Source organism: Puniceibacterium sp. IMCC21224, from assembly GCF_001038505.1.
Taxonomy (GTDB): domain Bacteria; phylum Pseudomonadota; class Alphaproteobacteria; order Rhodobacterales; family Rhodobacteraceae; genus Puniceibacterium.
Genome location: NZ_LDPY01000001.1, coordinates 1472145 through 1493800 on the forward strand (window position 1 = coordinate 1472145; position 21656 = coordinate 1493800).

General features: G+C 61.5%; 20 protein-coding genes. 7 read left to right on the top strand and 13 right to left on the bottom strand.

Annotated elements, in window-relative coordinates; translation table 11 throughout:
* Window positions 1-29 precede the first annotated feature (29 nt).
* Window positions 30-776 (top strand): SDR family NAD(P)-dependent oxidoreductase, encoded by a 747-nt coding sequence (locus tag IMCC21224_RS06795; RefSeq protein ID WP_082135149.1) that lies wholly within the window; start codon window positions 30-32, stop codon window positions 774-776.
* Between the two features lie 228 nt (window positions 777-1004).
* Here IMCC21224_RS06795 and IMCC21224_RS06800 read toward each other — a convergent pair whose 3' ends face one another.
* The 4 genes from IMCC21224_RS06800 to IMCC21224_RS28180 form a co-directional block, all read right to left on the bottom strand.
* Entirely contained in the window at window positions 1005-2315 is a 1311-nt protein-coding gene (locus tag IMCC21224_RS06800) for an HlyC/CorC family transporter (protein WP_047994706.1), read from the bottom strand.
* A 93-nt stretch (window positions 2316-2408) separates the two neighbouring features.
* Window positions 2409-3335, bottom strand: coding sequence for a site-specific tyrosine recombinase XerD (locus tag IMCC21224_RS06805; protein ID WP_047994707.1), 927 nt, complete (start codon window positions 3333-3335; stop codon window positions 2409-2411).
* Window positions 3332-4879 (bottom strand): hypothetical protein, encoded by a 1548-nt coding sequence (locus tag IMCC21224_RS06810; RefSeq protein WP_047994708.1) that lies wholly within the window; start codon window positions 4877-4879, stop codon window positions 3332-3334. The genes IMCC21224_RS06805 and IMCC21224_RS06810 overlap by 4 nt, the downstream gene beginning before the upstream one ends.
* Entirely contained in the window at window positions 4869-5018 is a 150-nt protein-coding gene (locus IMCC21224_RS28180) for a hypothetical protein (RefSeq protein ID WP_197089177.1), read from the bottom strand. The genes IMCC21224_RS06810 and IMCC21224_RS28180 overlap by 11 nt, the downstream gene beginning before the upstream one ends.
* 89 nt (window positions 5019-5107) lie before the next feature.
* On the opposite strand from IMCC21224_RS28180, the gene IMCC21224_RS06815 reads away from it, so the two are divergent.
* Both IMCC21224_RS06815 and aroB read left to right on the top strand, forming a co-directional pair.
* Entirely contained in the window at window positions 5108-5686 is a 579-nt protein-coding gene (locus tag IMCC21224_RS06815) for a shikimate kinase (RefSeq protein ID WP_047994709.1), read from the top strand.
* Window positions 5683-6795, top strand: a complete 1113-nt coding sequence (gene aroB / locus IMCC21224_RS06820) for a 3-dehydroquinate synthase (RefSeq protein WP_047994710.1) — start codon at window positions 5683-5685, stop codon at window positions 6793-6795. The genes IMCC21224_RS06815 and aroB overlap by 4 nt, the downstream gene beginning before the upstream one ends.
* Window positions 6796-6942: 147 nt before the next feature.
* Here aroB and ssb read toward each other — a convergent pair whose 3' ends face one another.
* Entirely contained in the window at window positions 6943-7467 is a 525-nt protein-coding gene (gene ssb, locus IMCC21224_RS06825; RefSeq protein ID WP_047994711.1) for a single-stranded DNA-binding protein, read from the bottom strand.
* A 178-nt stretch (window positions 7468-7645) separates the two neighbouring features.
* On the opposite strand from ssb, the gene IMCC21224_RS06830 reads away from it, so the two are divergent.
* Window positions 7646-8254: a lytic transglycosylase domain-containing protein gene (locus IMCC21224_RS06830; protein WP_047994712.1), complete on the top strand. Its 609-nt coding sequence runs from the start codon at window positions 7646-7648 to the stop codon at window positions 8252-8254.
* A gap of 78 nt (window positions 8255-8332) precedes the next feature.
* On the opposite strand, the gene IMCC21224_RS06835 is transcribed toward IMCC21224_RS06830, so the two are convergent.
* Window positions 8333-9013, bottom strand: coding sequence for a GntR family transcriptional regulator (locus IMCC21224_RS06835; RefSeq protein ID WP_047994713.1), 681 nt, complete (start codon window positions 9011-9013; stop codon window positions 8333-8335).
* A gap of 71 nt (window positions 9014-9084) precedes the next feature.
* On the opposite strand from IMCC21224_RS06835, the gene IMCC21224_RS06840 reads away from it, so the two are divergent.
* Window positions 9085-10143 carry an AbrB family transcriptional regulator gene (locus IMCC21224_RS06840; RefSeq protein WP_197089178.1) on the top strand — a complete coding sequence of 353 codons (1059 nt, stop codon included), beginning with the start codon at window positions 9085-9087 and terminating at the stop codon, window positions 10141-10143.
* 10 nt (window positions 10144-10153) lie between these two features.
* Here the strand turns inward: IMCC21224_RS06840 and IMCC21224_RS06845 are convergent, their stop codons facing one another.
* From IMCC21224_RS06845 to IMCC21224_RS06875, 7 genes are all read right to left on the bottom strand, one after another.
* Complete coding sequence (locus IMCC21224_RS06845) at window positions 10154-11755, bottom strand: acyl-CoA dehydrogenase family protein (RefSeq protein WP_047994714.1); 1602 nt, start codon at window positions 11753-11755, stop codon at window positions 10154-10156.
* Window positions 11756-11797: 42 nt separating this feature from the next.
* Window positions 11798-13099: a TRAP transporter large permease gene (locus IMCC21224_RS06850; protein ID WP_047994715.1), complete on the bottom strand. Its 1302-nt coding sequence runs from the start codon at window positions 13097-13099 to the stop codon at window positions 11798-11800.
* Complete coding sequence (locus tag IMCC21224_RS06855; RefSeq protein ID WP_047994716.1) at window positions 13096-13590, bottom strand: TRAP transporter small permease; 495 nt, start codon at window positions 13588-13590, stop codon at window positions 13096-13098. The genes IMCC21224_RS06850 and IMCC21224_RS06855 overlap by 4 nt, the downstream gene beginning before the upstream one ends.
* A 67-nt stretch (window positions 13591-13657) precedes the next feature.
* Window positions 13658-14782 (bottom strand): C4-dicarboxylate TRAP transporter substrate-binding protein, encoded by a 1125-nt coding sequence (locus IMCC21224_RS06860; RefSeq protein ID WP_047994717.1) that lies wholly within the window; start codon window positions 14780-14782, stop codon window positions 13658-13660.
* Window positions 14783-14807: 25 nt separating this feature from the next.
* Window positions 14808-15686 carry an amidohydrolase family protein gene (locus IMCC21224_RS06865; RefSeq protein WP_304413792.1) on the bottom strand — a complete coding sequence of 293 codons (879 nt, stop codon included), beginning with the start codon at window positions 15684-15686 and terminating at the stop codon, window positions 14808-14810.
* Window positions 15679-16155: a MarR family winged helix-turn-helix transcriptional regulator gene (locus IMCC21224_RS06870; RefSeq protein WP_047994718.1), complete on the bottom strand. Its 477-nt coding sequence runs from the start codon at window positions 16153-16155 to the stop codon at window positions 15679-15681. The genes IMCC21224_RS06865 and IMCC21224_RS06870 overlap by 8 nt, the downstream gene beginning before the upstream one ends.
* Window positions 16152-16934: a crotonase/enoyl-CoA hydratase family protein gene (locus IMCC21224_RS06875; protein ID WP_047994719.1), complete on the bottom strand. Its 783-nt coding sequence runs from the start codon at window positions 16932-16934 to the stop codon at window positions 16152-16154. Before IMCC21224_RS06875 ends, IMCC21224_RS06870 begins: the two co-directional genes overlap by 4 nt.
* A 188-nt stretch (window positions 16935-17122) precedes the next feature.
* On the opposite strand from IMCC21224_RS06875, the gene IMCC21224_RS06880 reads away from it, so the two are divergent.
* Together IMCC21224_RS06880 and IMCC21224_RS06885 are read left to right on the top strand one after the other, a co-directional pair.
* Entirely contained in the window at window positions 17123-18952 is a 1830-nt protein-coding gene (locus IMCC21224_RS06880) for a feruloyl-CoA synthase (RefSeq protein ID WP_047994720.1), read from the top strand.
* Window positions 18953-19086: 134 nt separating this feature from the next.
* Complete coding sequence (locus IMCC21224_RS06885) at window positions 19087-21330, top strand: NADP-dependent isocitrate dehydrogenase (protein ID WP_369796011.1); 2244 nt, start codon at window positions 19087-19089, stop codon at window positions 21328-21330.
* The last annotated feature ends 326 nt before the right edge of the window (window positions 21331-21656 follow it).

Below are 21656 nucleotides of genomic sequence, written 5' to 3' on the forward strand. Positions count from 1 at the left end.
GACAGGCTGGACAAAAAAGGGATCAGAATATGACGACCGACAAACCACTCAACGACCGTGTGGCCATCATCACCGGGGCAGGCGGCGACATTGGTCGCGCGATTGCCATGAGTTTTGTTGAGGCTGGCGCGCGGGTCTGTCTGATCGACCTTGCACCGGTGTCCATCGCGGATTTTCCCGAAGATCGCGCCCTGACGCTGGCCTGTGACATCACCGATCCGACCGCCGTCGATGAGATGGTCGCCACGGCCGCGCGGCATTTCGGGCGGATCGACATTCTGGTCAACAACGCCGCGGCCGAAGCCCGCATCGGCAAAATCTGCGACCTTCCGGTCGAAGCCTGGACCCAAACGCTGAGTGTGAATCTGACGGGGGCCTATCTGCTGTGTCGCGCCGGGATACCGCATTTGCGCCGCAGCAAAGGGGTGATTCTGAATATCGCATCGCAATTGGGCCATGTCACCGCGCTGGGGCATGCCGCCTATTCCGCCAGTAAGGCGGGGTTGATGTCGCTTACCCGGACCCTTGCTCTGGATCATGCAGATGAGGGCATTCGCGCAGTGAGCCTGTCGCCCGGTGCGGTGATGACCAGTCGGCTGATCCGCCGCGCCGGGAGTGAAGAAGACGCTCTGGCGCTGCACGCGCCGCGCCATCCACTGGGCCGCATCGGCACGCCGGACGAGGTCGCAGACGCGGCGCTGTTTCTGGTTTCTGACGCCGCGACTTTTATCACCGGCAGCGATCTTCTTGTCGACGGCGGCTATACGCTGAAGTGAGGCTGAAAGGTTTTACAGAACGTGGCAGTCACAATGCACTGGGCCATCGAACAGCATCAAGGCCTTTCGTTGAGCCATTCACATAGACACCATACTGCGTGTGACCCATTCGGTGAAACCTGCTGAGCTATCTGCATCGGCGGGGGCGGGCGGCACGGGTGGCCGCCCGCAGCGCCCGAGGATCTGACTGGCCGGTTCGTCCGTGGGGACAGAGCCACCCGGGTGGCGTTATAGCGGCCTGACTTTCAGCCGGGTGACGCGGTTGCCTTCGCGGCCTACCACCTCGAACCGGAAGCCGTGAAAGCTAAAGACCTGCCCGGCGGTCGGAATCATCTGCGCCTCGTGAATGACCAGACCGGCGACTGTGTTGGCCTCGTCATCCGGCAGGTTCCAGTCGGTGGCGCGGTTAAAGTCGCGGATCGTGGTGGCGCCGTCGATCCAGTAATGGCCATCTTCACTGAGTTTGAGAAGCTGTTCGGCCTCGGTGTCGAACTCGTCGGTGATCTCGCCGACGATCTCTTCGAGGATGTCTTCGAGGGTGATCAATCCCTGAAGCGCACCGTATTCATCGACAACCAGCGCAAAATGCGTCCGGCGGCGCAGGAACTGGCGCATCTGGTCGTCCAGAGATGTCGTGTCAGGGATAAAGTAGGGTTTCATCGCCACATCCGAGACTTTGAAATCCTTGAGAGAGGCAAAGGTCGTGTCGGTGTCCTGGATCAGTTTGTACATCGCACGCAGCAGATCCTTGGCGTGGATCACACCGATGATGTTTTCCGGGTCGCCGCGATACACTGGCAGACGGGTGTGGCTGCTCTCCAGACACTGCGTCAGGATTTCACGCGGGTCGGTGGCGGCATCGACCATCTCGATCCCGGACCGGTGCAGCATGATCTCTTCCACCGTGCGATCGCCCAGATCAAGTGCGCCAAGAATGCGGTCGCGATCCTCTTTCTGCACCACGCCTTCGGAATGGCCCAGTTGCAACGCGCCTGCAATCTCTTCGCGCACGGCCAGAATATGGCTGTTCGGGTCGGTCTTGACGCCAAAGAGGCTTAGCACCAGCCGCACCAGAACCCGCACCGCCGACACCATCGGTGAAAAGACCAGAATGATTACGGAAATAATGGGCGACACCCGCGCGGCGGCGGTTTCTGGATTGGTGATGGCATAGGTCTTGGGCAGGACCTCGGCAAAGATCAGCACCAGCAAGGTCATCACGAGCGTCGCCAGCGCCACACCGGATTCGCCAAAAAGCCGCGTGAACAATGCAGTGGCCAGCGAAGTGGCAAGGATGTTGACCAGGTTGTTACCCAGCAGCACCGATCCGATCAGGCGTTCGTTGTCTTCGGTGATTTTGAGCGCGCGTTCAGCCCCTTTGGAACCTTTGTCCACTGCTGCGCGCAACTTGCCACGTGACGCCGCCGTCAGGGCCGTCTCGGAGCCGGAGAAAAACCCCGACAGAACCAAAAGGCAAAAAATCGACCCCGAAGTGATCCAGAAAGAGGCGTCCAGCAGGCTGGCGTCAGTGGGGTCCATGGTGGTTGCCGTTCCTTATTTGGGTTTGCAAGATATGGGTTTGCAGGTGGTTATGGCGGTGGCGGCGACGTCAATCAAGAGGCAGGGCAGGGATCAGTCCCGTGCCATCGGATGATGATCGAATACAAGTTCCCTCAGCCGCTCTTCCAGGACGTGAGTATAGATCTCGGTTGTGGCGACGTCGGCGTGGCCCAGAAATGTCTGGATCGCCCGCAGATCGGCTCCATTGGCCAATAGATGTGTCGCAAACGCGTGGCGCAGCGTGTGCGGTGTAACCTTGGCGGGGGATACTCCGCCGTCGACGGCCAGTTCCTTGATCAGCACATAAAAAGCGTGGCGCGTCAGGTGCCCGGCCTTGCCGCGCGACGCAAAAAGAAAGGGAGAGGCTGGCTTGCCGTTGATACGGGCATCGGCTTCGGCCTCTTCCCGCGCGTCCAGCCAAGCGGCCAGCGCGACCCGGGCCGGGGCGCTGAGGGGCACCATGCGTTCCTTGCCGCCCTTGCCACGGATCAGCAGCATACGCGGATCACCCCGCGCTGCCGCCAGAGGAAGGGATACAAGTTCGCTCACCCGCATCCCTGTGGCATAGAGCAACTGCATCAGGCAGGTGTTGCGCAGGCGGTCCAGATCATTGCGGCCATGGCGGGTGGCGGCGTCTAGCAGGTGGTCGACTTCTTCAGTTGTCAGTGTCTTTGGCAGGCGTTTGTCCCGGCCTGGACCCGAGATTTGCAACGCCGGGTTATCCGTCCTCAGCCCTTCTTCAAACGCAAAGCGGTAGAGCTGCTTGATCGCCGACAATCGCCGGGCGCGGGTGGATTTGGCCAGCCCCTGCGCATCGCAATACACCAGATAGCTTTCGACATGGTCCTGGGTTGCTGCACTAGGGCTGGTTGCGCGTAGATGCAGCCAGTCCTCGAAATCCTTGAGATCGCGGGCATAGGCCAGCAAGGTATTATGCGCTGCGCCGCGTTCGGCGGCCTGCGCATCCAGAAAGGCCGAGATCCAGTAGGTGTCGCTCATCGCAGGACCCCTTCGGATTGCAGGATGACCAGTTGCAGCGCGGCGCGGCGGGCGGTGTCCTCGAGTCCAACCGCGCGAAAGGTCGCAAGTGCGTCGGTCAGATCGGCGGGATTGCCATCGGCTCCGCTGGAAAACAATGCGATGGCGCGCAGAATGACTTCGCCCAGCCGACCTTCGGTAAGCTGGGCTGCGATTTCAGGCGGTGGCGCTGCATCTGCGGCAAACGCCGCCGCGATGGCCTGTTGCTGGAGGGCGTCGGGCTGGGTTACCGGGACTTCGCCGCGCGCCACTGCGCTGAGAAAGGCAAGTTCGGGTGCGGATGCGCCGATGCGGTGGGCGGCGGCCTCGTATTCTTCGGATAGCAACGCCACGCGGGGGGCAATGTTTGCGGCGCGCCCCGACAAGGGAAGAGGCAGCAGCCGGGCACCATAGAGCTGCGAGAACGGCACCAGCAGTCCCGCGCTGCGCATCTGCGGCCAGACCTTCTCTAATGCCGATCCCACTGCCGAAGGATCCCCGGTCGTCATGGCCGTGTCAAAGCGTTGCAATGCCTCGACCCTGTCCCAGATTCCGCCTGACGCGGCGCGGCGTTGCCGTGTGTAAATCCCCAGCAACCGGTTCCCTGAAATGGCTCCGGCACGGGCCAGACGTTCTGCCGCCTCAAGCTGAGCCTTCCAGCCGGTATCGCCGCTTAGATCGACGGTGGCAAAGGCGCGGGGCAGGGCGGTTGTGGACAGCGGCTCTCCGATCGCCTGAAACAGGCGAAATTGCAGCGGTGTAGGGCGCGCCGGGGGAAAGGGAACCGCCGATTCTTCGGCCAGTGCAGGATCCAGGAACCGAGCAAGAAGATCGGCATCGCGCGCGCTGATTGTCCCCAGCGCCGCACCGGTTTCCAGCACAGTGGCGGCTATGGTCCAGTCGCCGTCTCGCGCGGTACAGTAGATCCGGGTTGCGAGGTCGGTGCTGAGCGACGGGCGCGCCGCCAGTGCCGCGCAGGGCGGCTGGGGGCGGTCCGTCAGCAGCGACAGATCGAACCATCGGCTGAACAGCGCGGGCGTGCCTGCACCGGCCCGTTCGACCAGCGCCTCGGCCGGATCAATCACTCCCTGGTCGATCAGCCGATCGAGTCGCGCCGCGAGCAATGGCGTCCCCGAACGGCGTCCGCGGGGCGGATCAGCCTCGGCGAGCATCAGCGTGTGTAGCAGGGCTGACAGCGCGGGCACCGCCGGGTCCACAGCCGCAATCAACTGTACCAAGGTGTCAGTCTGGCTACCCTGCCACAGACTGCGCGGCAATCCGGTGACGGAACTGGGCAGCAGCCCCACCGCTTCGGGCGTCGGCGCGTCGAGCGGCAGCACCTCGACGTCGGGCACAAGCACCGATTGCGCCACGGGGGGCTCGGATGTCGCCGGAGGCACGGCAGGCGGGGCCAGTTGCGGCACAGCCGATTGCTTGTCCATCCAGTCAATTGCGGACAGCGGCGCCTGCGCTATCGCGGGCCCGGCAACGCAGATCAGAACAAGCGAGACCGCCTTAACCTTCATCCAGTTGTACCGGCTTACGGATTTCTGTCTGCGGCGGCGAAAAGTCCGCCCCGAAGAACGGTCCGATATAAGCGTAGGCGACAAGCGCGATTCCGCCCAGCACGAGAAGATAGAACAGCCATTTGACGATGCGACCCATGGTTTCCGGTGACTCCTGCCTCGTGTTTTTTCCAACTTATACCTAGCCTTTTGCGTAAGATCACGTCATTCACGCACCAGTTTACAAAAATGGCGGCGTATAGCCGAAGAACAAGGGCAATGCAGGCACGGCTGAAGAAAACGGTAGTTCTGGTTGGACTGATGGGGGCAGGGAAAACCGCCGTGGGCAAGGCGCTCGCGACGATGCTGCGGGTGCCGTTTCGCGATTCGGATGCCGCCATTGTCGAAGCGGCGAACATGAGCATCGCAGAAATTTTCGCCCGCGACGGAGAGCCGTTCTTTCGCCGCAAGGAAAGTCAGGTGATCGAACGGTTGCTTGATAGCACGCCTTCGGTGCTGTCGACTGGCGGGGGTGCCTTTATGCAACCTGACACGCGCGAGATGGTGACACGCAAGGGGGTGTCGGTCTGGTTGGACGCGGATTTGCCGCTGTTGTGGTCGCGGGTGCGACACAAAGACACCCGGCCGCTGCTGCGCACCGCCAACCCGTTCGAGACATTGTCAGAACTGTATTCGGCGCGGGCGCCGATCTATGCGCTTGCGGATCTGAGTGTGACCGCACGCCCACGGTTTTCGATCGAAGATACCGCGGCCGAAGTCTGCGAGGCGCTGAAATCGCGCCCCGATGTATTGGAGTTCCCGAAATGACCGACACTGTTCATGTGGCCCTGGGCACGCGGGCCTATGATGTGCGCATCGGCTCTGGCCTGATTGCTGTCGCTGGAGCCGAGATTGTGCCGCTTTTGCACCGCCCCCGCGTGGCTGTTGTCACTGACGCAACCGTCGCGGGGCTGCATCTTGAGGCATTTGTTGCCGCGTTGGCAGCGCAGGGCATCGCGGCTGAAACGCTGATCTTGCCACCGGGTGAGAGCACCAAAGGCTGGCCGCAATTCACCCGCACTGTCGAATGGTTGCTGGCGCAAAAGATCGAACGCCGCGACGTTGTTGTGGCGCTTGGCGGCGGTGTGATCGGCGATTTGGTGGGCTTTGCTGCGGCGGTGCTGCGTCGGGGTGTGCGGTTTGTTCAGGTGCCGACGTCGCTTTTGGCGCAGGTTGACAGCTCGGTCGGGGGCAAGACCGGGATCAATGCGCCGCAGGGCAAGAACCTGATCGGGGCGTTTCATCAGCCGTCACTGGTGCTGGCGGATGTTGATGTTCTCGCGACCCTGACGCCGCGCGATTTTCTGGCCGGGTACGGTGAGGTGGTGAAATACGGGATGCTGGGTGATAGGGCGTTCTTTGAGTGGCTTGAAAACAACGGTGCGGCGCTGGCAGCCGGTGACACTGCGGCGCGGGCTTATGCTGTACGCCGCTCGGTCGAAATGAAGGCCGAAATTGTCGTGCGCGATGAGACCGAGCAGGGCGACCGCGCGTTGCTGAACCTTGGCCATACCTTCTGTCACGCGCTTGAGGCGGCGACCGGCTATGGTGACCGGCTGTTGCATGGTGAAGGCGTCGCCATCGGCTGTGCGCTGGCGTTTGATCTGTCGGCGCGTCTGGGACTGTGTCCGCAGGAAGAGCCGAGCCGCGTTTCCGCCCATCTGAGCGCCATGGGGATGAAGACTACCCTTGCCGATATTTCCGGCGACCTGCCCGATGCTGACGGTCTGTTGGACCTGATGGGGCAGGACAAAAAGGTGATGGACGGCCAGCTGCACTTTATCCTTGCCCGTGGCATCGGAGCGGCCTTTGTCACGTCGGATGTGCCGCGCGATCATGTGCGTAGCCTGCTGTCCGAAGCGCTGGCCGCCCGCTGACGGTGTTTGCAGCATCATCTGTGGTCGATCTTGCGAATGCTGTGCTGCCGGTTCAGGCGCTCTGATCTTTATGACATCGGGGCACGCGAACAGAAAAACGGCGCCTAGCCCCGCCAGACGCCGCCGGTTGTTCAGATAAGGTGTATCTTAGAACGGGATTTCGTCGTCGATATCGCGCGACGGGGCCCGTGCGGGTCCGCTGTCGCCGCCGCCGGAATACCCGCCGCGATCACCACCATCATAGTTACCGCCACCCGATCCGCCGCCGTCATAGCCGCCCCGGTCGCCACCACCACCACCGGCGCTGCCACCGCCTTCGCCGCGACCGTCGAGCATGGTCAGAACTCCGTCAAAGCCCTGCAGCACCACTTCGGTTGAATAGCGATCCTGGCCGCTCTGATCCTGCCATTTGCGGGTCTGAAGCTTGCCTTCGACGTAAATCTTGGAGCCCTTGCGCAGATATTGCTCGGCAATACGCACCAGACCTTCCTGAAAGATCGCCACGCTGTGCCATTCCGTCCGCTCGCGCCGTTCGCCGGTGTTGCGATCCTTCCAGGTTTCAGAGGTGGCGATGCGCAGGTTGCACACCTTGCCGCCGTTCTGGAAATTGCGCACCTCTGGATCTGCACCCAGATTGCCGATCAGGATGACTTTGTTGACTGAACCGGCCATGGGAACCCTCGTCTCTTGCTGTTGCGAATCTGCGGCATCACCGCATTTGAATGACTCTATACCACCGCACTGGCAGGACGCCACCGCACCGCGGGGAAAATCCGCCGGTCAATTGCTCTGGCGGAATCCGGTTTTTTGTCTATAGTCCCGCAGAGCAAGGTCTAGAGGCCGAGGGACAATGATCACACGAAACTGGCTTTTGCCCTTTGCAGCATCGGTATGCCTCGCGTTCGGTACCACGGCACAGGCCGAGGTGCTGTCGAGTAAGAGTCGCGTTAAACTGTTCTCTACCCAGACCAAGGTTCTGGATACACGCGCGGCGCAGCAATACAAAAATTCGATCCGGCTACAGCCGCCCACAGTTGTAACGCCCACCAAATGGGGTACGGAGGATGGCACCTCGCCAGTCTACCGCGGTCGCTACAAGGGGGTTTATGTCGGCATGGCGCGCGAAGCCGCCCGGCGCAATGGCGTGCCCGAGGATCTGTTCCTGCGGCTGGTGCAGCAGGAATCCAACTGGAACCCGAATGCGAAATCGCACAAAGGCGCGTTGGGGCTGGCACAGCTGATGCCGGGCACCGCCCGCGTCCTTGGCGTGGATCCGAAAGATCCGGCGCAGAACCTTGAGGGTGGTGCGCGCTACCTCAACCAGCAATATCGGAAATTCGGCTCGTGGCGGCTGGCTTTGGCAGCGTATAACGCTGGCCCTGGCGCTGTCGAAAAGCATGGTGGCGTGCCACCCTACCGTGAGACCAAGAATTACGTCAAAGTCATCTGGGGCGGCTAGGCCGTCGACCGTGCAGCGCGGACACTTTGATCCGTTCCGGATCGGGGCTGTGCGATATCCACTCTGCTGATTGACGGATCAGGTCTCATCGCCGCCGGGATCCAGGGGCCGCCGATCACGGATCTGACGCAACCTCGCGCCGTGAGCACGCTGAATGTGAAGCCGCATGGTGCGTTCCGCAGCATCCTCGTCTCGCGCGATGAGAGCCGCCAGAATGGCGTCATGTTCTGCCACAACCGCTTCGGCGCGCTCGTCCTGCTCAAGGGTCGAGCGCCCGAGGATCAGCAGCGTCTTACGGACCGACTGCATGGCGCGCAGCAGGAACCGATTGCGCGCGGCGTCCAGAATAGCAGCGTGAAACGTCTGGTTCAGACGGAACAGGTCTTCGCTCAGCTCGGCCTGCGTCATTGCCTGCTGGATCGCACTGATCTCGCTCAGTTCAACCGGTGACGCGGCCCGCGCGGCAAATCGGGCGGCGGTGCTTTCCAATACGGCGCGCATTTCGTACAGCTCTGCGATCTCGGAATGATCCAATGTGCGGATGGTTGCACCCAGACGCGGCATGTGAACGACAAGGCCATCTGCCTCAAGCTGGCGGATTGCTTCGCGCACTGGCGTGCGTGACATCCTGAACCGGGTGGCCAGTTCGGTTTCGGTCAGCTTGTCACCGGGCAACAATCGTCCTGATCGGATGTCGCGCACGATTTGCAGGTAGGCGTCCTGACCGGGGGGGCGGTCAGATTTCTGAGGTGGGGTCATGGCGCCTTGTGTCCTCCTGCCGATTGCGGATACATCTGTATACACGCGGATGCAAGAAGGACGAGATTCGAATGTTACCCCTCCTGAAACCGCACAGCCCCTCCGGTAAGCGCCTGATGACGTTCCTGATCGCAGTGATCGGGACGGCCCTGTTTTGGCTGACAGGGCTGCCGCTGCCATTTCTGTTTGGTCCTCTGACCGCCTGCTTGATTGCGGCCCTGATCGGGGTGCCGCTGCGCGGTTTTGGTCAGGTTTCGGTCGGGGCGCGGTCCATTCTGGGGGTCGCTGTAGGCGCGTCGATTACGCCCGAACTGTTGGGCCAGTTGCCGCAGATGGCAGCGTCGGTCGCACTGGTCCCGGTCTATATCATCGTGATTGCGGTGATCGGTGTGCCATTCTTTCACCGGGTCTGCGGTTTTGACAAAGTGACAGCCTGGTATGCGGCGATGCCCGGCGGGTTGCAGGATATGGTTGTTTTCGGCACCGAAGCCGGCGGCGACGGACGCGCCTTGTCCCTGATCCACGCCACCCGCGTTCTGATTGTTATCTCGATCGCGCCGGTGATCCTGACCATGGGCATGGGGGCTGAACTAAGCAATCCGATCGGCGCACCGGCCCGCGATCTGCCTCTGACCGAAATGGCGCTGATGGTGTTTGCCGCACTTTTCGGCTGGAAGGGGGGCGAACGGATTGGCCTTTTTGGCGCGGCGATCCTTGGGCCGATGATTGTGACTGCCGTGCTGTCGCTGGCCGGTCTGATCCACACCCGCCCCCCGGCCGAAGGTATCCTGTTCGCGCAATTCATGATCGGACTGGGGATCGGCGTCGGCTATGTTGGCATCACACTGGTCGAGTTCCGCAAGGATGTGCTGTCGGGGGTCGCCTTTGTGCTGGTGCTCGCGCTGTTGGCGGCAGGGTTTACCGAAGTCGTGGTGTATTTCGGGCTGGCGCACGCGGTTGAAGGGTTCCTGGCCTTTGCGCCTGGCGGGCAGGCCGAAATGACTGTTCTGGCAATCGTAGCAGGGGCGGACCTCGGCTTTGTCGTGGTGCACCATTTGACGCGGATCTTTCTGGTGATCACCTGCGCACCGCTGGCGGCACGTCTGATGATTGGCAAGAGCGGGCGCTGATCCGTCGGCGTCAGTCGGGATCCAGAGCATCTGATATCTGCGCGGCGTGAACCGACATGCGTTCCGCCCAGGCGAGCATCGCACAGCGCGCTTCGTTCGGGGCCAAGCGCGGCGATAGCCATGCAGTCACCATCAGCCAGCCGATGCGAAACCAGGCATCTGCGGCACGCTGCCGTCGCTCGGGGTCGTCACATGCGATAAGGCGCTCAGCCATTTTGGCGAACAGCCCGAGGTCAAGATCGCAAGCCGCGGCGATTTCAGAGAAAACATCGAATCCAACGTGATCACGGATCAGGCGACGCTCGAGAAAATCGAGCGCCTGTATCCCGGTGGTGCCCTCATATATCGCGGCCACGCGGATATCGCGTACGATCTGTTCCAGCGGCCATTCGCGGGTGTAACCGGCACCACCGAGGACGAGCATCCCCTGATTGGCGACCTCAAATCCGGTCTCGGCACCAAAATTCTTGATCAGCGGCAGCAGGAAACCCGACAGCGCCGCGGCATTGTCACGTTCTTGGGGGTGAGGGCTGCGCCGGGCAATGTCCATGGTGCAAGCCAGTTCCAGTGTCGCGGCGCGCAACAGTTCGGTCTGGCTGCGCATGAGCAGCAGTCGACGTGCCACATCCGGGTGGCGCGCGATGGAGATAGGTGGTGCGTTCGGGGGGCCGCCCTGCAACCGGTCCTGTGCATACCCTTCGGCGATGTCGCAGGCACGGGTCGCGGCGCCCAACCCCTGACAGCCAGTTTGCAGGCGCATCAATTCGATCATCTTGAACAGGGCGGGGACGCCGCGTCCCTCTTCTCCCAGCAGGGTTGCGTGTGCGCCATCAAACTCCAGCGTGCAGGTCGGAGAACCGTGCAGCCCCATCTTTTCTTCGATCCGCAGGCAAGTGATGCCGTTTGCCGCGCCGTTGTGGACCGAGGGGCATAGAAACAGGCTTAGCCCCCGGGTACCGGGCATGTCAGAGGTGCGGGCCAGGATGCAATGGCCGATCATGTCAGTCATGTCGTGGTCGCCGAACGAAATCCAGCATTTTTGCCCTGTGATCCGCCAGATGCCACCCTCGTTCTGGGCCAAGGTCTGAATGCGCCCCACATCGGACCCGGCGTCGGGTTCCGAGATGCAGATTGTGGCGGTGCGGGTGCCGGCGATCAGCGCAGGCACCCAGTCTGCGGCCACCATTGACGGGGCAACATCAGACAGCAGCACCGCCGCCGCGCGGCTGGCCCCGGTCGCCATGTTGAAGGCGATGCTGGCCCGGTCAAACAGCGGCTCGGCCGCAGCCTGAAGGACGATGGGCAGGCCAGATCCACCCATGCTCTCGGGCAGGTCGATCCCGATCCATCCGCCATCGGCAACCGCCCGATAGGCGGCGCTGTAGGCGGCAGGCACCTGAACCCGACCCTCTGTCAGGCGGCAGCCGTCGCGGTCGGCCACGCTGTCGAGCGGCTGAATGACCGTTTCAGCCAATGTACCGGCGGCAGACAAGATCGCCTGCGCGGTGCTGTCATCGACCTCGGGACAGAGCGTCCGGACGCGCGCCCAACCCGTCGTCTGCGCCAGTAGGCTTAGTGTTCGGGCCTGCTGATCATGGGTCAGGTCATACATTGCTTATCACTCGGCTTAGGTCGATCTGCGGTGGCCGCGGAATCACATCCAGGATGGAAGGAACAGCACAAGCTGCGGAAAGGCGATGATGATGGCCACCACCACGATATCTGCCACCAGAAACGGGATCACGCCCCGGAAGATCTGAACGACCGTGGCGTATTCGCTGGCCACGCTGCGGATGACAAAGACGTTCAGTCCCACGGGTGGTGTGATCATCCCGATCTCCAACAGCTTTACCACCAGGACGCCGAACCAGATCAGGTCGATGCCCTCGGCGCGAAAGATCGGCAGCAGAACTGGAAGTGTGACCAGCAGCGCGCCGAACGGCTCCATGAACATGCCGAGCACCAGATAGATCAGAACCACGATCACCATCAGGTGGACATAGCCAAGGTCGGCGCCACTGACCGCGCTTGAGATAAAGCTCGATACACCTGTCAGCCCAAGAAAGCGGGTGAACATCGCCGCACCGACACCGATGATAAACAGCGACGACGAGGTGGTGATGGTTTCAAGGATTGCGTTGCGCAGAACCTGCCAGCCAAAACGTCCGGTCAGTGTGGCAATGATGATCGACCCCAGCGCGCCAAAGGCGCCAGCCTCGGTCGCGGTAAAGAAACCCGAAAACAGCCCGCCAAACACCACAAAGATCAGCGCGATGACCGGCCAGATATTGGCCAGCGCCTGCCGTGCGCTGATGCCTTTGGCATCCAGCGGGCGGGGCGGCGCGATGTCCGGGCGCAACCAGCACGTCAGCAGAACCACAACCGCGTAGGACACCGCCGTCAGCAGGCCGATGGTGATGCCGCCAACAAAAACCTTGGTCACGGAAGTTTCGGCAAAGACGCCGTAGACGATCATCAGGATTGACGGCGGGATCAGCGCGCCGATGGTGCCGCCCGCCGCGATAGATCCTGCGGCAAAGCTGGGCGCATAGCCCGATTTCACCATTTCGGGAATCGCGATCCGTCCCATGGCAGCGGCGGTCGCCAGCGATGATCCGCAGACCGCCGCAAACCCCGAACATGCAAAGATAGACGAGATCGCCAGCGCGCCCGGAACCTTGCGCAACACGGCTTTGGCGGCCTCAAACAACCCCGCCGTCAGCCCGGCGTGAAAGGCGACAAAGCCCATGAGCAGGAACATAGGCACCGCAGACAGCGTCCAGTTCGCCACAAACGAGAACGGTGTCGAGGACAGGATTCCAATGGCCGGGGTCAGCCCCAGCAGCCATGTGATGCCAACAAACGGCACCGCGATCAGCGCCAGCGCCACGGGTACGCGCAGTGCCAGCAGAACAAACAGCAGTGCAACGCCGAAAAGTCCGGTTTCGACGCTCATGCCGGGTTGTCCTGTTCAGGCGAGAGAATGCGCACGGCGGTGACCGCGGCCGCCAGAGCAAAACCCAGCGGCGGCAGGAAATAAGCGGGCCAGGTCGGCACCGCCACGTTCTGCGCCAGTACAAAGGTGCCGGTGGCATAATTGCCCAGCGCCGTTTTCCACGTCACCCAGGCCAGCGCCGCATAGATCACGGTCGACAGCAATGCCACGAACCTGTCGGACAGGCGCAGCAAGGCCGGGGACATCAGTGGCTCAAGCACTTCGACCTGTACCATACCGCGCCGCCGTTCGAGCCAGGCCAGCGGCAGAAACGCCAGCGCGATCATATAGTAATGCGTGACAACTTCGTAGGTCGCGGGGATCGGCTGGTTCAGCAGGTTGCGCATCGCGACATCCGCCACGACGTGGATCATCAGCGTCAGGATCGCGAGTCCCCCCAGCACCGCCAGCAGATCGAGCCCCCGGTCGCGCAGTCGAGTCAGTAACGGCATCTTGCCAGATCTCCGCAGTTCAGAGCGGTTCGGACCCGGGCGCGCGACGCGCCGGGTCCGACCGGTGTCAGCCGCCGTAGGTGGCGTAATCGATCTTGGACCAGACTTCGTCATAGGTGCGGGCGGCCATTTTCACCGGATCGTTGTCCAGTTCCTCGGCAATCGCCGTCCACTTGTCGACCAGCTTTAGGAAAGCCTCGATCTGCTCGGGCGCATCGGCAATACCGAACTGTTCCTGACTGTAGCTGCCCGCTGTCTCGATATCCGCCTCAATGAACGACTGAAGTTCTGAGATAAGGGCCGGATCAGCCTCTAGGAACTCGATCCCGGCCTCATTCGCGGCACCTTCGGCAATCGCCGGGATCTCGGCACCCCAGCGGTTGGTGAAATCGGTGTTGGCCCGGTTGGCGGCACGCGCCATGGCGGCGCGATCCTCGGCTGACAGACTATCCCACGTTACCTTGGACGTGGCAAAGTTCGAGGTCGAGATATACATGCCCAGCGGCACATAGGTGATGTATTTCACCACTTCGACCAGGCGGAATGCCAGCATATCCCCGATCGAGGCCATGGTGCCGTCGATGCTGCCCTGGCTGATTGCCTCGAACTGGTCAAAGACCGACATTTGTACTGGCACCGCACCAAAATGCTCGGCCAGTCGCGCCCAGGGGGCACCGCCTGAACGCAGGCGCAGACCTTTGAGGTCCTCGGCGGTGCGCACTGGCTTGGTGGTCAGAAATTCATAGCCGTCCGACGCCCCGGATCCAAGAAAGACCAGCCCAAGCGTTTTCATCTCGTCCTGGCAGGGGGCGCAGTTGACGACAAATTCGGACATGGCTGCGCCCATCGCCTGACTGTTCGTGCCGGTCAGGGACAGCTGTCCGGTGACTGACATCATTGGCAGGTCGGCGGGAAAATAGAGCGGTAGCAGGTTGGCAACTTCGGCGATCTGCGATTGTAGTGCGTCCTTGACCTGCGTCAGGCTGACCACTTCGGGGCCAAGCATGATACCTGTCAGTCGGCCGTCGGATTCCTCGGGCAGGTATTTCAGGAAATTGGTGTACATCACGCCGTTGGCCGGGTGGGCCGGCGGTGCGGCGGGTGCTACGCGCAATTCGCGTGCCTCGGCGGATGCGAATGCGACCAATGATATCGCAAGGGCAAGGCCTGTCGTCTTCATCAGAGTTTTCATTGTGTCTCCTCCCAGAGTGCATCCATCACAGGTTCAGCAACCTTCGCGCATTTTCCTTCAGGATGAGCGGACGCACTTCATCCCGAAAACCGGCGTTTTCAAAATCGGCCAGCCAGCGGTCCGGCGTGATCGCGGGCCAGTCCGAACCAAAGAGCATCTTCTTTTTCAGCAAAGTGTTGGAGTAGCGGATCAGGATCTCGGGGAAATACTTCGGGCTCCAGCCGCTGAGGTCGATATAGACGTTGGGCTTGTGTTGCGCGACGGACAGCGCCTCTTCCTGCCAGGGAAAGGATGGGTGGGCCATCACGATCCCAAGGTCCGGAAAATCCACTGCAACGTCGTCGATCGCCATGGGGTGGGAATATTTCAGCCGCATCCCCATGCCGCCGCGCATGCCGGACCCGACGCCGGTCTGACCGGTGTGAAACAGCGCCAGCGCGCCCTCGTCCTGGATCGCCTCGTATAGCGGGTAGGCCATCCGGTCGTTTGGGTAGAAGCCCTGCATCGTCGGGTGAAACTTGAACCCGCGCACGCCGTAATCGCGCACCAGACGCCGCGCCTCGCGTACCGCCATCTTGCCCTTCCACGGGTCGATGCTGGCGAACGGGATCAGGATATCGTCGTTTTCGGCGCAGAGCCGGGCTACATCCTCGTTGGAATAACGGTGGAACCCGGTTTCGCGTTCGGCATCAACGGGAAAGATCACGGCGGCGATGTTGCGTTCGCGGTAATAGGCGGCGGTCTGTTCGACTGTCGGCAGCATGCCACCGGCCCCGGCCGGGTTTTTGAAATAGGCGGCCATGCCGGCCTGAAATTCGTTGTAGCCATCGTCGCGCGTTGTGCAGCAGGGTTCTTCGGCGTGGGTGTGAAAATCGATGGCTGTCACGTTGTCGATATCAATCATCACGCTTGTTCCCTGCAATATACCGTTTCAGCAGCGTCAGAATCTGGTCAAATTCCTCGGGGGCGAAACCGCTCCGGTCCTTGATTTCCAAGTTTTTCAAGGTTGTCTGCTGGTGGTCGACAAAGCGCTGGCCGTCTCTGGTAAGTGACAGTGTGACCGAGCGGCGATCCTCGGGTGTTGCCTCACGTTCGACATAGCCTGCATCCACCATGCGCTGGATCAGCTTGGTCATATGTGCGGGCTTGATCCGCAAAGCTTTGGCGATGACACCCTGACGCCGTCCGGGGTTCAGGCCAATCAGGCGCAACACGGTGAATTCCCCCGGTTTCATCTGCGTCGCGTCGAACGCGGCATAGAAGGAATCGAACGCCTGCAGTTGCGCAACCCGCAGCAGAAACCCGAGCGAGGCGTTCAGGTCGCCAAAATCGAGGGTATCTTCGTCAGGCGTATCGCGCAGGGGCAGGTTCATTCGTTTGACCCCGGTTTTGCGACCTTACTACCGGCCTTTTTGCTGAGAAAGGCGTTCAGGCGCGCTTCGGCTTCGGGGCTGGTGGCGGTGAACGAGGCGATGAAGCTTTCGACAAACAGCCCGTCATCGGTGGCCATGTCCTGAATGCGGGGCAGAGCGTGGATGATCGCGTAGTTCGAAATCTCGGCATTGGTGGCTGCCTGGGTTGCCAGTTCGACGGCTTTGTCCAGCGCCGCGCCCTCGGGCATCACATATTGCACCAGATTCCAGCGTTCGGCCTGATCCGCATCGACCGAACGTCCAGTCAGCATCAGGTCCGTCATCCGCGCCACACCCATCAGCCGCGCGGTGCGCACCGACGCGCCGCCGCCGACAAAGATGCCGCGCTGCCCCTCGGGCAAAGCAAAGAACGCCGAAGTATCCGCCACACGCACGTGGGTGGACGAAGCAAGTTCCAGTCCGCCGCCAACCACTGCACCATGCAACGCGGAAATCCACGGCAGCCTGCCACGCTGGATGCGGCCAAAAACCTCGTGCCAGCGGCGCGATCCGTGCACCCCCTCGAACGGAGTCTTGCGGACATGTTCGGCCAGATCCAGCCCGGCACAGAAATGCGGGCCATTGGCATGGATCACGCCAGCCTTGGCAACCGCTTCGGCCCATGTGATCGCAGCGTTCAGCTCTTCGACAAAGGCATCGGAAATGGCGTTGCGCTTTTCCGGTCGGTCCAGACAGATCAGGGCGACGTCGCCGCGCAGTTCAGTGGTAAGATAAGGCATCAGGCAGTTTATTCCTTAGGATCGTGTCATAATGTATCCATGGAAAATATATCCCTGTAAACTAGTATTTGTTGACACGAGCCACGCGCGCCCCCCAAACATAGGCTTCGGCGCTGCTCCCAGATCCGCCGCCCATCGGGTGCTGCGCAACGGGGCGTCCGAGATCAGGAGCGGGGAGGCTCAGTCCAATGAAGTCGGGAAAACTGCGCGATGTGGCGCTTTGGCAGACGGATATCGCCTGGGAAAGACGGGCGGATGGCGCGGTTCTGGTCTGGCAGACTGGTGCGTTGCCGCCTTACCCTGACCGCCTGTCGGATCGGATCGCTCATTGGGCGCAAGTCTCCCCGCAGACTACCTGGATGGCCGAGCGGGACGATGCAGGCAACTGGGCCCGGGTCGATTATGCGGAGCTGTTCGTGCAGGTCCGATCCATCGGGCAGGCGCTACTGGATCTGAACCTGTCCACCGAACGGCCATTGGTGATCCTGTCGGGCAATTCCATCGCCCACGCGCTGATGGCGCTGGGGGCGCAATATGTCGGCATTCCCTCGGCGGCGTTGGCACCGGCCTATGCCACATCTTCGGGCGATTTCGTCAAGTTGCGGCAGATCCGCGATCAGATCACGCCGGGGGCGGTCTTTGCCGACGATCTGGCCCCGTTCACACCGGCCATAGACGCTGTTTTTACTGATCTGCCGCGACTTGGCCTGCGCGGCGCTGGACGGGTGATCGACTGGGACAGCCTGCTGGTGACACCTGTCACCGGTGCCGTTGATGCGGCCAATCAGGCCACCGGCCCTGATACAGTGGCCAAGTTCATGTTCACATCAGGCACCACCGGCGCGCCCAAGGCGGTGATCCAGACTCAGCGGATGCTCTGCTCTAACATGGAGATGGTGCGCGACTGCTTTGCCTATCTCAAGGACGAGCCGCCGGTGCTGCTGGACTGGGCACCGTGGAACCATGTGGCAGCTGGCAATAAACTGTTCAATATGGCGCTCTATAACGGCGGCACATTCTACATTGATGCTGGCAAGCCGTCGCCGGCGCTGATCGGCCAGACCATTGCCAACCTGCGTGACGTGTCGCCCAACTGGTATTTCAACGTGCCTGTCGGTTTTGAGATGCTGGTCGAGGCGATGCGCAGCGACCAAGAACTGGCGCAGAGCTTTTTCCGCAATCTCAAGCTGATGATGTACGCTGGCGCGGCGATGGCCGAACACACCTGGGCCGAATTGGATCGGTTGGCAATCGAGGTGACGGGCGAACGTATCCTGCTGTCCACCGGGCTGGGGTCGACCGAAACTGCGCCACATGCGCTGTTTTGCACGGAACCGCAGGAGAAACCCGGCAATGTCGGTCTCCCCAACAAGGGGCTGACGCTAAAGCTGGTGCCGGTCGACGGCAAATGGGAGGCGCATGTCAAAGGCCCGTCGATCACGCCGGGATACTGGCGCGATGCCAAGCTGACAGCCGAGGCGTTTGACGACGAAGGCTTTTACAACTTTGGTGATGCGCTGCGCTTTGCGGATCCCGACGATCCGTCAAAGGGGTTCTTTTTTGACGGTCGCACAGCCGAGAATTTCAAGCTGGCCACCGGCACATGGGTCAGCGTCGGCATGTTGCGCGCCAAATTGACCAATGCACTGGATGGTCTGGCGCGCGATGTGGTGATCGCGGGCGAGGGGCAGACCCGGCTGGGCGCGCTTCTGCTGCCGTTCCGTCCCGCTATCGAACGACTGGTCCCGAATGGCGCAACATTGTCGGATGCCGCACTATATGCCCATCCGGTTCTGCGTGCCAAAGTGGCCGAACTTTTGGCGCGCCACAATGCCACCGCCGGGGGCAGTTCCATGCGCGTCCCGCTGGCGCTGTTCCTGACCGAACCACTGGATTTCGACAAGGGTGAGGTGACGGACAAGGGGTCCGTGAACCAGCGTGCGGTGCTGCGTCAGCGTTCTAACCTGATCGAGGCACTGTTCGCGGGCGATCCACAGGTGATCGATAGTCAGGTTTGACCGGCAGCACCACTTTCTGATCTCGCCGGCAGGCGTTTTCCCAAAGCGCTGTACGGACAAATTCCAATTGGAACGCCGCCCCGGAGTTGTGGTCAGTGGACGTCGCAAAGCGTCTCGTTTAAGGAAGATGTCAAATGCAACAGGGGCTTTTGAACATGGCTGACTCGAACAACGTCGATATCGTATACACCAAAGTGGATGAGGCACCGGAATTGGCGTCTGCGTCGCTTTTGCCGATCATCCGCAGCTTTGCCGCTGCGGCCGGGGTGTCTGTCGGCACCCGCGATATTTCTCTTGCCGGGCGCATCATCGCCACCTTCCCGGAAAAGCTGACACCCGAGCAGCGCCAGTCCGACGACCTCGCAATCCTGGGCGATCTGGTCAAATCGCCTGACGCCAATGTCATCAAGCTTCCCAATATTTCGGCCTCGGTGCCGCAGTTGGTTGCGGCGCTGAAAGAACTGCAATCGCAGGGCTACGATCTGCCGGACTACCCCGAAGATCCGCAGACCGCCGAAGAAAAAGATGTGCGCGCCCGTTTTGATGCGATCAAAGGCTCGGCCGTAAACCCGGTTCTGCGCGAGGGTAATTCGGACCGTCGCGCGGCTATCGCCGTGAAGAAATACGCTATGGCCAACCCGCATTCGATGGGTGCTTGGGCCAGCGACAGCAAAACCCATGTCTCGACCATGTCGGCCAACGACTTCCGCTCGAACGAGACCTCGGTCACGCTGAGCGACGCCCAAGCCGGACCCGCCAAGATCGAGCTGACCGCAACCGATGGCACGGTGACCGTTCTTAAGGACGGTGTGACGTTCCCGGCAGGCACCGTGGTCGATGCGACGTTCCTGTCGGCCAAGGCGCTGGATGCATTTCTGGCCGAACAGATCGAGGCGACGAAACAGGACGGCGTCCTTTTCTCGATCCACCTCAAGGCCACGATGATGAAAGTGTCCGACCCGATCATCTTTGGCCACGCCGTTGCTGCCTATCTGCAGCCGGTGTTTGACACCTATGGCGATGCGCTGGCCGCTGCCGGCGCCAACCCGAATGCCGGAATTGGCGATCTGCTGGCCCGTGTGGCCGATATGGCGGAAAAAGACGCGATTCTGGCCGCCATCGACAGCACGCTGGCAGACCGTCCGCCGCTCTATATGGTGAATTCTGACAAGGGCATCACCAACCTGCATGTGCCGTCAGATGTGATCATCGACGCCTCGCTACCGGCGCTGATCCGCGCCGGCGGCAAGGGCTGGGGGCCGGACGGCAAAGAGGCCGATACCAACTGCGTCATCCCCGACAGCTCGTACGCTGCGGTGTATGCCGAAACCATCGCCTATTTCAAAGAGACCGGCGCGCTGGACCCGACCACCGCAGGCACGGTACAAAACATCGGCCTGATGGCGCAAAAGGCCGAGGAATACGGTTCGCACCCCACCACATTTGAAATCGCGGCAGCAGGTACCGTGCGCATGATTGCGGCCAATGGCGACGTGCTGCACGAACACGCGGTTGAGGTGGGCGATATCTGGCGCTCGGCCTCGACGCGCAAGGCCCCGGTCGAGGATTGGGTCAGTCTCGCAATTTCGCGTCAAAAGGCCGAAAACTGCCAGGCGATCTTTTGGCTGGACGAAACCCGCGCCCATGACGCGCAGCTGATCGCCTATGTCAAACCGTTGCTCGCCGCAGCGGGTGCGACTGACAAGTTCCAGATCCTCGCTCCGCGCGAGGCGACGCGCCTGTCGTTCGAAACCATCCGCAAGGGCGAAACATCCATTGCGGTGACCGGCAACGTGCTGCGCGACTACCTCACCGATTTGTTTCCGATCCTCGAACTTGGCACCTCGGCCAAGATGCTGTCGATCGTCAAGCTGATGAACGGCGGCGGTATGTTCGAGACCGGGGCAGGCGGGTCGGCCCCGAAACATGTGCAGCAGCTGGTAGAGGAAAACCATCTGCGCTGGGATTCACTGGGTGAATTCTGCGCGCTGGGGGAAAGCCTCAAATTCCTTGCCGATGTCAAAGGCAATGAAAAGGCGCGTATACTGGGCGAGGCGGTCGATGTGGCGACGCAAGGCATCCTCGACAACAACAAATCGCCCAGCCGTCGTGTTGGGCAGCCTGACAACCGCGACAGCCATTTCTTTTTTGCGCTGTACTGGGCGCAGGCGCTGGCTGAGCAGAGCAAGGATGCAGAGCTGGCCGCGCATTTCGCCCCGATTGCCGCGACGCTGGCGTCACAAGAGTCTGCAATCGTTGCCGATCTGGCCGCCGCTCAGGGTGGCGTTGCCGAGACCGGCGGTTATTATCATACCGATGCGGCCAAGACCGTCGGCGTGATGCGTCCGTCATCGGTGTTCAATAAGATCATCGGTTGATTGTTTCTAGAATTGAAGTCGCCGTCCGAGGATACCTCGGGCGGCTTTTTTACGCTTCCGGCTGGGCAATGTCGCGTGGGGTTGCGTCACGGGCGCCTATGATACCGCTGACCGATGCGCTCGGGATGTCGACGCTGCGTCCTGGGTTGCCATGGAATTTGCAAATCCCCGTTTGGTGCGGATCAGTTTCATCGGTTCAGGCGGACTACCTATAAGTATATCTTGTGTCGACTGATGCAGCCAAAAGCCTGTCAAAATTGTGGCAGAGGTGCCGAATAGTGGCGCAGATTGTGTTGTCTAGGGTGGCCAGCTCGACGGTTGATTCG